This is a genomic window from Scytonema sp. UIC 10036, from assembly GCF_009725235.1.
Genome location: NZ_WJFC01000016.1, coordinates 41,178 through 54,447, shown reverse-complemented (window position 1 = coordinate 54,447; position 13,270 = coordinate 41,178). Strand labels below are relative to the sequence as shown.

Genomic DNA, 13,270 nt, shown 5'->3' with positions numbered 1-13,270 from the left:
AGCCACTGCCTGCTCTATGGGTGCCTTATCGCACCAACTAGAATCTAGGTTACCCAATTGATGCGGTTCTGTATTACTATCTAAACCTAATGTTGAATAGTTAAGCCACCATCTAAAACTAATGAATGTCCAATAATAAAATTAGCTGAATCCGAACACAACCATAAGACTGCTTGAGCAATTTCTTCCGGTGTCCCCAATCGTTTTATAGGATATCGATCGCCATAACTCTTGATGGTTTCCTCACTTAAAGCTGACATTACCATAGGAGTTATAATAGTTCCTGGGCAAACAGCATTAATTCTAATACCATCCTTAGCATATTGTACAGCTAAAGATTTAGTCAGCCCTAAAACTGCGTGTTTGCTAGTACAATAAAAGTGATTGTTATGTTGTGGTTTATTTTCCGCTCCATTAGTTAAATTAGCAGCAACTAATCCTCTAATAGAAGCATTATTTACAATGGCACCGCCACCATTTTTAAGCATTTCCGGAATTTGGTATTTCATACACAGCCAAACTCCTTTCAAATTAGTGTTAATAATTTGATTCCAATTCTCTTCCGAATCATCCATATTGACTTTGAGAATTCCAGGAGTTCCAGCATTATTAAATGCATAATCTAAACGACCAAAAGTTTTGACTGTTTGGTCTATTAAATTTTTCACTTCTGTTTCTTGCGTAATATCTGTAGGGATAAAAATACTTGAACTACCTGCTTCTTCAATTAAATTAACAGTCTCTTCGCCTTCAGTAATTCTCCTGCCAGCGATCGCTACTTTTGCCCCACATGAAGCAAAAGCTAATGCTGTAGCTTTGCCAATACCAGAATTACCTCCTGTAATCAGAACAACTTTGTCAGTAAATTGCTTCATAATTAAATAGTTTTACCCTTATTTAGAATTTAGTTGAAGTCAAAACTTTTGACTCCCGTGTTAAAGAAGAAGCATTATACTTGGCACTTCATATTCTTTAAAACCTCAGCTATTGTCTTAAGTGTGTAAATTATATAGCGATCGCCTGTAGTTGTATGTATTCTCGTTTATTACAAAACTTTACAATAGTGTGCGAGGTTCTTGTTGGGCAATCGCATGGGGTTCCTGACTTGTATGATGTTTCGCTGCATAAATTGGGCATAATAAGAGTGGCGAATTGCCGATAATAAACCAGTCACTGTCATTTCAATTGATTAAAAACCATGCAAAGAGCGGTGTTTTTTGATATTGATGTTTTGCTTTCTTCTCCATATGTAGAACGTGGCTTAAAACATCACCACAATCAAGTTCCTCCGTGGCTACTAGTAGGAATTAGTCTCCATGTTGAAAATAAGGACGTTAAAGAAGTCACTGAGAAGATGAGAGGTATGCTTGAGCAGTTCTCTCAACGAGCGTGCAGTTTACTTCTGTCCTGATGAACGTGGGTTGGTATGTTGGCGAGTGACAAATAACGGTGCATCTGAAATTACCAATCACCCTCAGGTAGAAGAATTGTCTTTACACGAAGAATACAAATTTAAAATTCCTGGTGCGGGAATGATTTACCTAGCCTCGCTCGATTTTGGAATTGAATTATCAGAATCATGGCTGATAGCACCAGAGAGCGAAGATAATGACAAATTGGCTGTCAATGCCAAGCTGGGGGGCTTAATGCCATCTGATATTTGGCTGAATCGGTTTAAACCGGGTATGCATGAAATTAGGCAGATAACTGTTCCCCAAATTGAATTTTTAGAAGGCTACAGAGCACCAAATAATAATAATTAAAAAGCAAGGAATCTAGGTTTTTCTATGATGGGTTTATGATACAGATGCAACTTCTATCAGTGCTCTCTACCCTTGTTTTATCACAGTCTGTATGGTTAGAAGTTCCAGAAACTAAAGAGTCTTCTCTTGGCGATCGACAGCCTTGGTATGTAGAAAAGACTGTAGAGCGCAACAGCAATAAAGTAAAATTTGTTGCTTTTAGTTCTAGCAACGAATATTTAGTCTTTGAAGGAAATTGTACGAAAACGGCTCTGCGAGTGCTGTTTTTAGGTCAGTTTAATAGTGAAAACAAACTAGAATATCTGACCGTTCCACATAAACTTTGGCACTGGCACAAAGCAAAAGATGTGGAACGCAAGGTTCTTGAGTACGTTTGCTCTACTGATTTGAATCAACTGAGGGGAGCTTATCTAAGTCCAGCCATTCATCAACTGTAAAACCCGCTTCTCGACACTTTGCTCATTTCAGGTCATTTAGTCGAAGATTCACCAAACGCTCGACCGATGCGGGATTTTGCGGGCGATCGTATTTTGTTACCTTCTCACTCACAGTACTATCCCAGGCTTGAAGCGTTACGATGGCATAGAGAAAATGTATTTGGGGAAGCTTGAGATGTAGGACTGGGGAATACAAGATGCAGTATGAAGAGCGACTTTTCCGGATTCGGTTAAATTGGCTGGTCAAAATTTACAATGTTTTTACTTGACCAAAAATCAACTTCTTATGTCCCGTCCCAAGCGTAACTTTCAACCAGGTTTTTGCTATCACGTCACAATCCGGTGCAACAACCGTGAATTCCGTCTCACACGGTTGGAATGTCGTGAAGTACTGCTTTATGCCATCAAAAAAGCACAACAAAAGTATAAGTTTAAACTCTATGCCCTATGCATAATGTCAAACCACGTCCACTACTTAATTGAACCAAACCAACCAGAAGACTTGCCCAAAATCATGCACTGGCTGAATTGGTACACTGCTATGTGCTTCAATCGAATGCTCAACCGTACCGGACACTTCTGGGAAAAGCGATACCACAGCACGGGCTTTGCCAACACAGACCAACGCCGCGCATTAAATACCTTGCGCTACATCCACGCCAATCCAAAAGCCAGTGGGCAGCAGCAGGGCTTTTTCTACGATTTCAGCAACTACGGCATTCATGACCGCTTAAGTGATGACGGTATCACCCAATGGCATCCAGCATTTTTAGCGTTGGGACGGACGCTGGAGGAATGCGCTGCTAAGTACAGGGGATTTTGCAAAAAATATCGACCACAACCAAAACCGGAGAAAAGGAACCACTGGGGAAGTCGTTTTCTCCCGTCAATGAAAAACAAAGGCAAAGCGAAGAAGTCTCCGGGGCAGATGAGTTTGCCTTGGGACAAGCAAAGGGTAACGGAGAGTACGGAGGTGCATGAGGTAGCAGAAAAATTTATTCGGGCAAACTGTTATGACCCGACGGTGCCAGGTATCGAATTTGCGTAATGCTGATTCTACCGTGGAAAGAGGTGCTGTTACAAATATTAATAAAACTGGGAAAGCTTTACAGGTTACAATTTACAAGTCTCGACGCGAAAGAAGAGCCCGAGAAAACCGGAACTCCACCCACCCCAGGGAGATGTCTTCCTAGGGAGATGTCCAAGGGGGGCTTTGGTGTTATAGGTTACCTCATCCATCCTAATCCACGTCTTTCTTTTTACTCTCTCTTTCTTTTTATTCATCCACCATCCCTTTTCTATTTCCTCCTCTATTTCACGTCTCCATCCTATCGCGTCACCAAACTTTTCGTAGTCTTTGCCAACGCTTTCCCAAATGCGCTTTTGCACGCTAAAGCCAAAGCGCCCATTGCTATATTTTACCCAAAGTTGGTCAATAGTGCGTAAGTCAGTACAGGGAAAATTTTCGATAGACTCAACATCTAGCCAACCTTCTGTTTCTCTACCAGCCACTTTGAGCATGACAGCCAGAGTTTCTTCATCTGCTTCTTTCCATTGTCCTGCTTTCAATAAATCTCGGAGTTTGGTGTAGTTTACATCGCGATCGCTGCTTAGGTCATGCGGGGGTGCAGATTCAAGTTGTTCGGCTTTCTCAAACAGAAGGTCACCGCCGCGATCGCTCGGTAGGTCGTCGCCTGATGTATGTTGCTGTCGTCTTGACTCAGGAGTTTCAGCAGGAGCAACTCTGTTCTGATTGGAACTAAAATTATCGCTTGGACTTACGAGAGATTCAGTATTAAGGTCATCATCTGAACGAGCAGTGACAACAGTACTTCGAGTTTCAATAACTACATTTGTCTGTGGGTTAAAATTCTGTTGGTTAGCACTAGGGGAATCTACAATCTGTTTTTTATCCAACAGATTGGGAGTCAGTTCCTCCCCAATCCCCTGTATCTGAATTAGCGTACAACCGAGTTCGTGAGCAAACTCAATAGATCTTCCTGCACCTAAAGCATCATAAAAACCAACTGCGAATTCAATGGCTGCTCTATCCCCAACTGCTTGGCTCATTCCAATGACATAATCAATATGTCGCGCTATTGCCTTAGCTTGAATCTCTGAATAACAAGCATTTAGAACTACACATTTAACGCGGTTGGCAAATAGCTTAAACAGTCTAGCGAGAGCCAAAGCATCGACCAGCTTTACTTGCCCTGTTTCATCTTCAAAAATTAGACCGTCTTGTCCTGCTCCATGCCCGGAGAAGTGAACGATATTTGGGTTGAAATCCAAAATAGAGCGATGAATATCTCTAGGGCGTACTGCTAACGCTGACTTGATTTGAAATTGCTCGCGTTGCCTAGCCCTTTGTAAACCTTGTTCGATTTCGCGTAACTCCTCATCTAAGCGCATTCTACTGGTGTTTTTTGGATTTGCTGCCAAAATCAAAATTTTCTGCTGCTGAGTATTTGGCTGGGTGAGGATGATAGGCGGGGGAACATCATGTGTTTCTGGTGGCAGTAGTTCAGTTGCGATCGCCTCCAACTGAGAATTTCCTGGGTTTTCTTTGCATGCAGCCCGAACTAGCTCAACAAGCCATCCCTCAGCTTGCGCCCTTTGTATCAACTGATAGACAACGGTTTTTAAATTACTATCTTGAGTGATTTGGTTTAATGTTTTATCTAGCTCGTAATCTAACAATTGTTCCAACAATGACCTTTCGGGAAAAGCACTCATTAAGGCATCTTGTAATTGTTTGCGCTGCTGGGAAGTCGGCATTATCTTTTTTCAAAATAAATGATATTTTTTACATATATTTCAGCAAGTAACCATACTAGCTGATCACTTGCCTTCCTTGAGTCTCCAAAGCGGCTACTCGTTCCTCAAGTTCAAGAACTCTACGTATCAGTGGCACATCATCAGCGCAACCCAGGTAATGTGCCAAAGCATCAATCATGACCTTGGTCTTAGTCGTACCTGCTTGCTTTGCATAAGCATTAAGCCGTTCATCCAGTTCTGGAGGGATTCGGACGCTAAATTGAGGTGAAGCCATGTGGTGTGTAGCAGTACATTCAGTGAATGACAATTATATTGTGTACTCTGCAAGAAAGAATTTGCAACGCAGAAGAACATCTGTTGAGCGTGCTTGCTTGTGGGATGGTGGCATCGCCCCACGGTTAATAACCCTGCTTTGATAAACTAGAATAAAGGTGGGGAATGCCCACCTTATAACTATATCTGTGCTATCCAAACGCTACTGCTTATCTACCTCCTTCCCCGGTTCAAGTTGCTTTTCATGGGGTGTGATATTCCCTTTCTGAAATTGGTACTCGATACCCCAAGCTCTGAGGTAAATCAATACTGCGTCTTTGGAGAAAGCAGCGACTAGGGTAGGAGGTACGATCAACGAGGCAATGAGCAGCAGCCGAATCAACCACCAAGGTAAGGGGTTTTTCTGGGGTTGGCGATCTAGTTGAGAATCAGACTTTTTCAGATTGTTCATGGGTATCATGGAAGTAGTTAATGTTGATATGCCTGGTAATCAGCCAGGTTTTTTCCTGGCGTGCATTACTCTTTCATCATGACCTCAAATACTTGGAACCCTGACTGCACAAAGGTTTTACTGTGATTGTGTTTTGAGTTCTTTATGATTGTTCTATGCTTGAGTTGCGATACGGCTCAATGCCGTTAAGCTTCGCTTATCGCCTCCCTTGGGCGCTTCGTGCGATCGCTCCCTCGGCGGACGCAAGATAATCAGTTGCGATAATTATATGCAGCAACCTGAAGTTGTTTATTCATTTCATTAAACTCCTTAAAGATGTGGTTTTTAACCCTCTAGTAGGTGAGCAAGACTTTCTACTCTATCTGTGCAGTTATCCATTTAGTACTTCCTATAAAGAAAAAAGCACTGTTTTGATAGAGCTTGAAATTCAAGATGACTGTGTAGGCTTTTGTTTTAGACAATTCTACTGAGTCAAAAAGTTTTTAGCTTAATGACACTTTTTACTGTAACAAAGCACCATCTATAAATTACCCGATCTAAAAAAACTGTTAATACTCAAATCTTCTAAATATATTTAAAAAAGTCTCTTTATCATCTATTGATAATTATCAAAATTTTGATAATTTAATTTTCCGTTATATCTTGAATATTACCTGTAAATTTGCTAACCTCAAATAGTTAGTGTATTACTTTCCATAAAACCTTATTAGCATATCATAGTTATGAGCAATTGAAAATAATTAGAATCGCCAGAAGATAGATATTTAATGAATATCGGGGTTTATCAAAAATTTGATACTACTTTGTTAAGGGAAATTTAGTGAATTTTGTTAGCATGGGATACATAAAATCTATCTAGCTATCAATAATTCTTGTCTTATGAAAAAGAAAACTATAACTCTTTCCGATATTTCACGCATACAGGAAATCATAATTCTAGCGTTATATCGAAAAGAGCTTTATGGCTTGCAAATTATTAAAATTATAGAATGTGCAAGCTGTAACACACGTAAAGTTGGATACGGTAGCCTTTATCCAGCTTTAGATAACCTTGAAAATAAAGGTCTTGTTCAGTCTCGTTGGGGAGATGATAAACCACAGGAAAGGCATGGTGCAAGAAGAAAGTATTATACTCTTACTCATGAAGGAGAGCGGATATTTACTGAAATTAATGATTTTCACCGCAATCTTCAAAGTCAGGATCTACCATTGGAGGTAATTTAAAATAAAGAAGTTATATATAGGAGAAAAATTATGCGTTTAACTATTAAGATAGATAAATTTTTTCAAATTTGTGTTCACAATATTAATAGAATTTTAACTTCTTTGATAAGAGAAGAGCTTCGAGGTGACTTATGGGAGGCTTATTACGAATTACTGAATCAAGGAAAACCAAAGTTAGTTGCTGAATTGATAACTTTATCCAGATGTATTCAATTGATCTGGTCTATGAGGTCAATTCAGATTTACAATAAAAAACAGCATAAAAAATACACTCGTATTCATTTAAATGGAAATCAAAGTCAAAAACCAGTCTCTCAAGACTATCATTTGAATTCAGGACAACTTAAGTCACAATTAGTTTATCTTTCAGAAGAAAGACAGATAGTTTATATCCCTAAAAAAGGGGAGGAATCTGATGTTATACAATCCAGTTATTTATTTAGATTGACTGTTAAATTTTTCAAGTATTTTTTGTCAGCAGTCTTTGGGTTTGCGATCGCTTACCTTGTCTCAGTAAGTTTTGGGACTTCAGGTGTTGTCATAATCATATTACACTTTATAGGCCCTTGGTTTGGCAGGTTCGCAATTCTCTTATTCTGTTTAATGATTGTGACAACCCTTCTTGAATCTCTACGTTAGGGGTTAGGAGTATCCTTATTAAGACCAACCACCAAGGTAAGGGGTTTTTCTGGGGTTGGCGATTCGGTTGAGAATTGGACTTTTTCAGAATGTTCATGGGTATCATGGAAGTAGTTAATGTTGATATGCCTGGTAATCAGCCAGGTTTTTTCCTTGCGGTGTATCACTCTTTCATGATGACCTCAAATACTTGGAACCCTGACTGCACAAAGGTTTTACTGTGATTGTGTTGTGAGTTCTTTATGATTGTTCTATGCTTGAGTTGCGATAACGCTCTTGCGTTCGCTGTAGGCGAGCAAGTAAATTATTGGCTAAAAACCTAACCGAAGTATGACAAAAAAGAGGATAACTGTCATAGCAACAGCCGAAGGTATAAAGAAAGCTGAAAAGGCTATGATTAGGTTAGGCTTTGATTCAAAGGCTAACTTTGCTAAATCTCAACTACTATCCCGTAGTACTGTGACAAAGTTCTTTCAAAGAGAGCCAATTCAGCGTGATTCCTTTGAAAGGATATGTGAGAAACTGACATTGAATTGGAAAGAAGTTGCTGACATACTAGAAGAAGAGCTAGGAACAAATGAGGGGGAGGAGCAAGTGCAAACAGTTCGTCGAGTGACTGTAATAGATGAACAAAGTCAAACAGTTAAAGCAGCGCTCGTATTGAATGGTGATATAAATTCAGTTTCAAATTTAAAAATTATTGAATCGATTTTACGAGAATATTCAGGCAGCACTATCAAAATTATTGATATTCAAGAAGGCAGTATTAAATTAATTGTAGAGGGTTTTCAAGAGGATATAGAGCGGCTTATATCTCGTATTCAATCGGGAGAACTAGTAGAATTAAACGGTTTTCCTGTTGAAGACATCCAAATTTTAAGTGATGAAAGTACTAAGGTTGATGATAAATGGCAGTTGGTACAGGAGATTGTCAGTCAGCCCGTTGCAGGGCGAGATTTACGGGGTGCTGATTTAAGCGATACAGACCTAAGTGGTGCTAACTTGAGTGGTGCTGATTTGAGCGATGCTGACCTAAGTGGTGCTGATTTGAGCGATGCCAACCTCTCAAATGCCAACTTGATGAATGCTAACCTAAGTAGTTCTGACTTGAGTGGTGCCAACTTAAGTAGTACCAACTTGAGTAATGCTGGTCTAAGGTTTACCGATCTAAGTAGCACCAACCTAACTAGTACTGACCTAAGTGGTAGTGACCTGAGAGATACTAACCTCATCAATGCCAATCTGAGAAATTCTAACTTGATAGGTGCTGATCTAAGAAATGCGATAATTAACACTTCAACAAAACTTGATGATAGGTGGTATTTAGTTTGGAGAATCGTTACTCACGGAGCAGAAGGGCAAGACTTGAAACACGCCGATCTAAGAAGTGCTGACCTAAGAAGTGCTAATTTCAGAGGTTGTGACTTGAGATATGCCAACCTTAGGGGTTCTGACCTGAGAAACGCTAACCTTATTGATGCTGACCTAAGAGGTACAAACGTTCAAAAGGTTCTATTTGGAGATAATGCAGGCATTTCAGAATCCTTGAAACAGGAGCTAATTCGACGAGGCGCAATTTTTCAAGACTTTTCAGGGAACCGTTCTGAAATTTTAGCTACTGGCTAGTGATTATTGCTTTGGCTTGAGAAGGTCTTGTTCTCTTTCCTAGCGATCGCACCTGTAAAAGATACAGCAGCTGCTGTGCGCCCAACAGATAAGTCAAATCTAACACATACGCATTCAGAGCGAGCCCGCCTCAAGAATCCCAATACACGCGGTTTTCGGGGGTTCTGCAATCCCCGATTTTTCCATCATGTCAGTGCAGTAAAGCCGTGACCTTTATCCAGTAAATATTTGCAAGTTTTATACCTGCATAACACCCTTTATGCAGAGTTTTTTGCACTCCTTTTTGGTAGAGTGCGATCGCTGAAACGTTGAGATTACGTTTGTAGTACAACTTGATTATGTATTTTGCACTGTATTGGAGTGTTAAACAGTAAAAAAATTTAGTGCTGCTACAGTAAAAATTGTCTGTCGCCATGCACTCTGTAACACTACTTATAAAAATGTATTGAAATACTCAACTAATCCTCTTCTTCCTGCGTTTTCTTCAGGTCTTCGATGTCCTCATCCGTGATTTTGTAAGTTCCCGTTCTGAGTTGGTGCCACATTTCATTAAAGGTTACACCGCGTTTGTCAGCCAAATACTGAACCTTTCTTCTTCGTTTTTCTTCCTCTTGGTCAAGCATTAAGCACAGTAAGTTAGCAGCCTCTACCGCCCGTGTTTTGTCCTTAAGCGCTGCTTCTACCTCTAGACAATCCATGTAGTACTCACCCAGCCAGGAAACCTGGAATCTTTTGCTTGCCAACGCACTCACCTTTTAATCACTTAATGATGCACTCATCACTTTAGCTTACGTTCGTACTTTATTTTTTAAGCGTTAAAAGCCTAAAATGCTTTACCCGAGCTGGTTTCAGGCATTACGTTATAAAAATAAGCGTAAAGTGAGCGCAAAGTGAGTGCATAGTGCTAAAAACGTGCTAGCATCCAATTAGTGTAAAACAGTAAAAACTTGTTATGCCCAAAACTGAGCCTGACTTGCTTATCGATAAATATCGCAAGCGATTCGAGGCTTATTTAGGTCGAGAACTAAACTTTCCGCAATGGTGTCGGTATAAGACCGAATTCCTTGAAGCAGGACTAACTTTAAACGACAGCAGCTTTAAGTTGTTTGCCCGCTTTAAACGCAGATGTCCTCGAAAAACTCTGGACAAGTCCACACTCGACATCTTGAAGTCCTTTCAGATTCAACATAGGACTAAAGAAGCATGGCTTGGGTCAGAAGTTTTTGACTCTATAAAAAAACTCAATCCTCATATTGGGGAATGGCAACTTTACAGGGCTTTCTACCGTGCAGGGCTTTCTTTTAAGTCTTCACGGGAATATCAGAAAGACCAAGTATTTAGCGTAGTGTTTTATGCTTTAGTGTACGGAGATGCTGCGAATGAGCGAAAGTCAATTCATCGCATATAACTGCCAAAAACAAGCTTCACCCGTCAAATCATTGCTAGACCAATCGGTAGAAGCAGGTCAAGAGCTTATCGATCGCATCGATATCATTGCAGAAAATCTCATTAACTATGCAGGCAACCGGGACGAAATAGCGATCGCAATAACCGATTTGCGTAAAGCCAGTGCTTGCTATCAACGAGAAGTTATCAAAATTTTGAGAGAGGAAAAAAACGATGTCTGAACCTTGGAAGCGTGGGGATGTAGTTTCTTCCACGTACAGAGAAAAACACCTTGACGAATTTCCTCGCTTGACTGTTGTTTCTAATGTTAATGGCTACGTCAAACTTGAATATTATGGTTGGGGTGGAACTCATGGGATGCAAGACAACCTTGAAAAAGATGGTCATTTTAAAGTGGAGGCAACTCCTGACCAAAAAACTTTAGATTATTATCAGGAGTAAATTATGCATTCTGGAACTGAGTTTACTAATTTTATTAAGCGTTTGCAATCAGCGCTTAAACGTCGAAATATAAACCTTACTTCTTCCGAAATTAAATCCTCAATTTCCGATTTAATCTTTGGCAAAGAGCTAAATGACGATTTGCAAGCTACTTGCTTGAATGCTTTACTTGAGAAACATCAATCAACTTCTTTAGTACAGTTATCAGAGCCAGAGTCTGTTTTACAACCCGTTATTCCGCCTAAAGAAACAGAGAATGCTATTGTGCAATCAGAAAGGCTTGCACGCGACCTTGTCTGTTCTAAAGCATCCTCCATGGGTATTGTGCTGTCGGAAGCTGATGTTGTTGCGATCGCAAACCAACTCGACTACCAGGTTGATTCTTCAGTAGAAGACGTTATAGCTGAAGCAGAAGCACTGTTAATCGCTTATGCTGACCACGTAAAGCAACAGAGTAAACAGAAAGTAACAGCAATGATTAATCGTGTTTACTCTCATGTAGGCAATAACAATACTGAAGTTTCACAGCATTTATCAGAAGGTTTACAGCAGTTTGCTAGTGACTTAGGAGTATCGCAGCAAGAATTTAAAAGACAAGCTCAGCAAGCTCTCCGTCGCCTTAAAATTTCAAAGAATTCAGCGTAGGAATGCGTTGATAATTGTGGGTTTTCTTTGGTTTATAACTGGATGTCACTTTATCTACGCAAGGTTTAACACTCAGTTTATTAACCAAAGAAATCGCGAACTAAGAGAGTATCACAGACAATTCACGGAGGATTGGAATGAGCAATAAAAACGAGAAAATATCGACTACTACTCAAGTTGTTTTAGCTGCTAGCTCGTTTGCGATCGCTGGTGGTACAGTCGCAGGAGCTATTGTGGAACCGCAGCAACTAATCAATTCTGTATTGCCCGTCCATGTAGAAATTACTGTAAAGGGAAAATGACAATTAACTGGAAATTAAAAGGGACACGGCTTAATCCTTACGATTGGAATGAGTTTCCTGAACATCATTTTATTGGGATATCTCAAGAAAAAAAAGCTCTCCTTAAAAAAGTTTGGGATTCCAATCCTCAAATTTGGGAAAGCGAACAGCCAAACTTTGAATTGCTTTTTGAACTAGCTAATCGGGAGATAAATTAATGACAAGTGAAGGTTACAACGAAGAGGTTCAATACGTTAGAAACAGAGTTACGGAGGATTTAGAGCGAATACAGAGAGAAATCGACGCAAGAGAAGTTCAACAATCACAAAAAGGACAAAAGACAAGTGAAACTGAAAAACCATGTAGCTAAAAAAGCTAAGCGATTGCAGAACTCAATGAATACGAACTTCGGAATCAGTACCGAATTTCTTATCAAGTGCATGCAAGGCGACCATGAATCTTTGAAAACACTAGGACAAATGGGACGAGAAGGAGCCTTAATCTCCAGGCTTGCTCCCAAGGTTCGCGAAGCCGCAATGAACACTATCAAAGGAACTGAAGACCTTAACGTTGCGATCGCGAACATCGTTACTCAGTCTGCATCTTCGTCTATCAACATTGGCAAAGCTTTAACCGACCAAGTACTAGCACAACAAAGCTATCAGAACCAGCGTCAGGAAATTGCCATTGACTTTGCTAACAGTCGGGACATCGAGCGCTTGCGTCATTCTTTGGCTGTCGATTACCTCAAGCTCCAAGCCTGGATCGATACAAATCTCATGACGGTTGATGGAAAAACTCAAAAGCTCGAACAACTCAACCGTCCCGAATTCAAGCAGTTGGATGCCGATCTCAGATATCAGGAAAAGGTTGCCGAACATTACCTGAAATATGGTGATGCTGAACGAGCCGATCTCATTCCCCAACGAAACTATTTACCTAGTGGCGAGGGTGGATTTGGGGATATTCTTGGAAGGCTTAAGAGAGCAGTTGTAGGATTTTAGTTAATAGAGGAATTAGAAATGCTTGATTGGATTTTTGGCTCGAAACAAGTTTCAGCTATAAATAAGGATGATGCTTTAACCCCTGGAACTGTAACTAGAGTTTATAGAGGGGATTATCTTGAGGCAAGGGAACTAGCTGAAGAAAACGGTGGAGAGATTTCTGAAGTAAAACCAGTTCCAAATAAGTCTCACGAGTTTTATATAAAAGTCAAGAGGAAGAAATAGTCAGTGAATAACACATAAAACTTCCCCTAGTTTACGTTGCTGGCTTAACTAGGGGAAACATCAAAAATTTGTGTAA

Annotated in this window: 22 protein-coding genes; 16 read left to right on the top strand and 6 right to left on the bottom strand. The window is 40.1% G+C overall.

What is annotated here, in order from left to right; translation table 11 throughout:
* Positions 1 to 86: 86 nt before the first annotated feature.
* Positions 87 to 875 carry a glucose 1-dehydrogenase gene (locus tag F7734_RS10205; protein WP_155744559.1) on the bottom strand — a complete coding sequence of 263 codons (789 nt, stop codon included), beginning with the start codon at positions 873 to 875 and terminating at the stop codon, positions 87 to 89.
* Between the two features lie 323 nt (positions 876 to 1,198).
* Here F7734_RS10205 and F7734_RS60635 point away from each other — a divergent pair, with 323 nt between their 5' ends.
* The 4 genes from F7734_RS60635 (at position 1,199) to F7734_RS10185 (ending at position 3,248) form a co-directional block, all read left to right on the top strand.
* A complete protein-coding gene (locus tag F7734_RS60635) occupies positions 1,199 to 1,411 on the top strand; it encodes a hypothetical protein (protein ID WP_166481831.1) in 213 nt (70 codons plus the stop codon).
* Complete coding sequence (locus F7734_RS10200) at positions 1,368 to 1,763, top strand: hypothetical protein (protein WP_155744558.1); 396 nt, start codon at positions 1,368 to 1,370, stop codon at positions 1,761 to 1,763. The genes F7734_RS60635 and F7734_RS10200 overlap by 44 nt, the downstream gene beginning before the upstream one ends.
* Before the next feature lie 35 nt (positions 1,764 to 1,798).
* Positions 1,799 to 2,200: a hypothetical protein gene (locus tag F7734_RS10195; protein WP_155744557.1), complete on the top strand. Its 402-nt coding sequence runs from the start codon at positions 1,799 to 1,801 to the stop codon at positions 2,198 to 2,200.
* A gap of 286 nt (positions 2,201 to 2,486) precedes the next feature.
* Entirely contained in the window at positions 2,487 to 3,248 is a 762-nt protein-coding gene (locus F7734_RS10185) for a transposase (RefSeq protein ID WP_155744555.1), read from the top strand.
* Positions 3,249 to 3,313: 65 nt separating this feature from the next.
* Here F7734_RS10185 and F7734_RS63270 read toward each other — a convergent pair whose 3' ends face one another.
* From F7734_RS63270 to F7734_RS10170, 3 genes are all read right to left on the bottom strand, one after another.
* Positions 3,314 to 4,978: a GUN4 domain-containing protein gene (locus tag F7734_RS63270; protein ID WP_243146789.1), complete on the bottom strand. Its 1,665-nt coding sequence runs from the start codon at positions 4,976 to 4,978 to the stop codon at positions 3,314 to 3,316.
* Between the two features lie 55 nt (positions 4,979 to 5,033).
* Complete coding sequence (locus F7734_RS10175) at positions 5,034 to 5,285, bottom strand: ribbon-helix-helix protein, CopG family (RefSeq protein ID WP_243146788.1); 252 nt, start codon at positions 5,283 to 5,285, stop codon at positions 5,034 to 5,036.
* Between the two features lie 168 nt (positions 5,286 to 5,453).
* Positions 5,454 to 5,702, bottom strand: a complete 249-nt coding sequence (locus F7734_RS10170; RefSeq protein WP_155744554.1) for a hypothetical protein — start codon at positions 5,700 to 5,702, stop codon at positions 5,454 to 5,456.
* An 879-nt stretch (positions 5,703 to 6,581) separates the two neighbouring features.
* Between F7734_RS10170 and F7734_RS10165 the strand changes: the two genes are divergently transcribed.
* The 3 genes from F7734_RS10165 (at position 6,582) to F7734_RS10155 (ending at position 9,191) form a co-directional block, all read left to right on the top strand.
* Positions 6,582 to 6,926: a PadR family transcriptional regulator gene (locus tag F7734_RS10165; RefSeq protein WP_155744553.1), complete on the top strand. Its 345-nt coding sequence runs from the start codon at positions 6,582 to 6,584 to the stop codon at positions 6,924 to 6,926.
* A gap of 30 nt (positions 6,927 to 6,956) precedes the next feature.
* On the top strand, positions 6,957 to 7,565 hold the full coding sequence (locus F7734_RS63265) for a hypothetical protein (RefSeq protein WP_243146787.1): 609 nt from the start codon (positions 6,957 to 6,959) through the stop codon (positions 7,563 to 7,565).
* A gap of 330 nt (positions 7,566 to 7,895) precedes the next feature.
* Positions 7,896 to 9,191 carry a pentapeptide repeat-containing protein gene (locus F7734_RS10155; RefSeq protein ID WP_207714064.1) on the top strand — a complete coding sequence of 432 codons (1,296 nt, stop codon included), beginning with the start codon at positions 7,896 to 7,898 and terminating at the stop codon, positions 9,189 to 9,191.
* Positions 9,192 to 9,381: 190 nt separating this feature from the next.
* Here the strand turns inward: F7734_RS10155 and F7734_RS61815 are convergent, their stop codons facing one another.
* Both F7734_RS61815 and F7734_RS10145 read right to left on the bottom strand, forming a co-directional pair.
* Positions 9,382 to 9,522 (bottom strand): hypothetical protein, encoded by a 141-nt coding sequence (locus F7734_RS61815; protein ID WP_155744552.1) that lies wholly within the window; start codon positions 9,520 to 9,522, stop codon positions 9,382 to 9,384.
* A gap of 127 nt (positions 9,523 to 9,649) precedes the next feature.
* On the bottom strand, positions 9,650 to 9,934 hold the full coding sequence (locus F7734_RS10145; protein WP_155744551.1) for a hypothetical protein: 285 nt from the start codon (positions 9,932 to 9,934) through the stop codon (positions 9,650 to 9,652).
* Positions 9,935 to 10,143: 209 nt separating this feature from the next.
* Here F7734_RS10145 and F7734_RS10140 point away from each other — a divergent pair, with 209 nt between their 5' ends.
* The 9 genes from F7734_RS10140 to F7734_RS10100 all read left to right on the top strand — a co-directional run bounded on the left by F7734_RS10140 (position 10,144) and on the right by F7734_RS10100 (position 13,194).
* Positions 10,144 to 10,599 carry a hypothetical protein gene (locus F7734_RS10140; protein WP_155744550.1) on the top strand — a complete coding sequence of 152 codons (456 nt, stop codon included), beginning with the start codon at positions 10,144 to 10,146 and terminating at the stop codon, positions 10,597 to 10,599.
* Positions 10,571 to 10,819, top strand: coding sequence for a hypothetical protein (locus F7734_RS10135; RefSeq protein ID WP_155744549.1), 249 nt, complete (start codon positions 10,571 to 10,573; stop codon positions 10,817 to 10,819). The genes F7734_RS10140 and F7734_RS10135 overlap by 29 nt, the downstream gene beginning before the upstream one ends.
* Positions 10,812 to 11,039, top strand: coding sequence for a hypothetical protein (locus F7734_RS10130; RefSeq protein WP_155744548.1), 228 nt, complete (start codon positions 10,812 to 10,814; stop codon positions 11,037 to 11,039). Before F7734_RS10135 ends, F7734_RS10130 begins: the two co-directional genes overlap by 8 nt.
* A gap of 3 nt (positions 11,040 to 11,042) precedes the next feature.
* On the top strand, positions 11,043 to 11,684 hold the full coding sequence (locus F7734_RS10125) for a hypothetical protein (protein WP_155744547.1): 642 nt from the start codon (positions 11,043 to 11,045) through the stop codon (positions 11,682 to 11,684).
* Positions 11,685 to 11,821: 137 nt separating this feature from the next.
* A complete protein-coding gene (locus F7734_RS10120; RefSeq protein WP_155744546.1) occupies positions 11,822 to 11,986 on the top strand; it encodes a hypothetical protein in 165 nt (54 codons plus the stop codon).
* A complete protein-coding gene (locus F7734_RS10115) occupies positions 11,983 to 12,183 on the top strand; it encodes a hypothetical protein (protein ID WP_155744545.1) in 201 nt (66 codons plus the stop codon). Before F7734_RS10120 ends, F7734_RS10115 begins: the two co-directional genes overlap by 4 nt.
* Positions 12,183 to 12,335, top strand: coding sequence for a hypothetical protein (locus tag F7734_RS10110; RefSeq protein WP_155744544.1), 153 nt, complete (start codon positions 12,183 to 12,185; stop codon positions 12,333 to 12,335). Before F7734_RS10115 ends, F7734_RS10110 begins: the two co-directional genes overlap by 1 nt.
* 25 nt (positions 12,336 to 12,360) lie before the next feature.
* Positions 12,361 to 12,969, top strand: coding sequence for a hypothetical protein (locus F7734_RS10105; RefSeq protein WP_155744543.1), 609 nt, complete (start codon positions 12,361 to 12,363; stop codon positions 12,967 to 12,969).
* Between the two features lie 18 nt (positions 12,970 to 12,987).
* On the top strand, positions 12,988 to 13,194 hold the full coding sequence (locus tag F7734_RS10100) for a hypothetical protein (RefSeq protein WP_155744542.1): 207 nt from the start codon (positions 12,988 to 12,990) through the stop codon (positions 13,192 to 13,194).
* The last annotated feature ends 76 nt before the right edge of the window (positions 13,195 to 13,270 follow it).

What these genes read in the sequence shown, in the direction of transcription:
- F7734_RS10205 (WP_155744559.1), bottom strand. Translation starts at nt 875, where the DNA reads ATGAAGCAATTTACTGACAAAGTTGTTCTGATTACAGGAGGTAATTCT.
- F7734_RS60635 (WP_166481831.1), top strand. Translation starts at nt 1,199, where the DNA reads ATGCAAAGAGCGGTGTTTTTTGATATTGATGTTTTGCTTTCTTCTCCA.
- F7734_RS10195 (WP_155744557.1), top strand. Translation starts at nt 1,799, where the DNA reads ATGATACAGATGCAACTTCTATCAGTGCTCTCTACCCTTGTTTTATCA.
- F7734_RS10185 (WP_155744555.1), top strand. Translation starts at nt 2,487, where the DNA reads ATGTCCCGTCCCAAGCGTAACTTTCAACCAGGTTTTTGCTATCACGTC.
- F7734_RS63270 (WP_243146789.1), bottom strand. Translation starts at nt 4,978, where the DNA reads ATGCCGACTTCCCAGCAGCGCAAACAATTACAAGATGCCTTAATGAGT.
- F7734_RS10170 (WP_155744554.1), bottom strand. Translation starts at nt 5,702, where the DNA reads ATGAACAATCTGAAAAAGTCTGATTCTCAACTAGATCGCCAACCCCAG.
- F7734_RS10165 (WP_155744553.1), top strand. Translation starts at nt 6,582, where the DNA reads ATGAAAAAGAAAACTATAACTCTTTCCGATATTTCACGCATACAGGAA.
- F7734_RS63265 (WP_243146787.1), top strand. Translation starts at nt 6,957, where the DNA reads ATGCGTTTAACTATTAAGATAGATAAATTTTTTCAAATTTGTGTTCAC.
- F7734_RS10155 (WP_207714064.1), top strand. Translation starts at nt 7,896, where the DNA reads ATGACAAAAAAGAGGATAACTGTCATAGCAACAGCCGAAGGTATAAAG.
- F7734_RS10140 (WP_155744550.1), top strand. Translation starts at nt 10,144, where the DNA reads ATGCCCAAAACTGAGCCTGACTTGCTTATCGATAAATATCGCAAGCGA.
- F7734_RS10135 (WP_155744549.1), top strand. Translation starts at nt 10,571, where the DNA reads ATGAGCGAAAGTCAATTCATCGCATATAACTGCCAAAAACAAGCTTCA.
- F7734_RS10130 (WP_155744548.1), top strand. Translation starts at nt 10,812, where the DNA reads ATGTCTGAACCTTGGAAGCGTGGGGATGTAGTTTCTTCCACGTACAGA.
- F7734_RS10125 (WP_155744547.1), top strand. Translation starts at nt 11,043, where the DNA reads ATGCATTCTGGAACTGAGTTTACTAATTTTATTAAGCGTTTGCAATCA.
- F7734_RS10120 (WP_155744546.1), top strand. Translation starts at nt 11,822, where the DNA reads ATGAGCAATAAAAACGAGAAAATATCGACTACTACTCAAGTTGTTTTA.
- F7734_RS10115 (WP_155744545.1), top strand. Translation starts at nt 11,983, where the DNA reads ATGACAATTAACTGGAAATTAAAAGGGACACGGCTTAATCCTTACGAT.
- F7734_RS10110 (WP_155744544.1), top strand. Translation starts at nt 12,183, where the DNA reads ATGACAAGTGAAGGTTACAACGAAGAGGTTCAATACGTTAGAAACAGA.
- F7734_RS10105 (WP_155744543.1), top strand. Translation starts at nt 12,361, where the DNA reads ATGAATACGAACTTCGGAATCAGTACCGAATTTCTTATCAAGTGCATG.
- F7734_RS10100 (WP_155744542.1), top strand. Translation starts at nt 12,988, where the DNA reads ATGCTTGATTGGATTTTTGGCTCGAAACAAGTTTCAGCTATAAATAAG.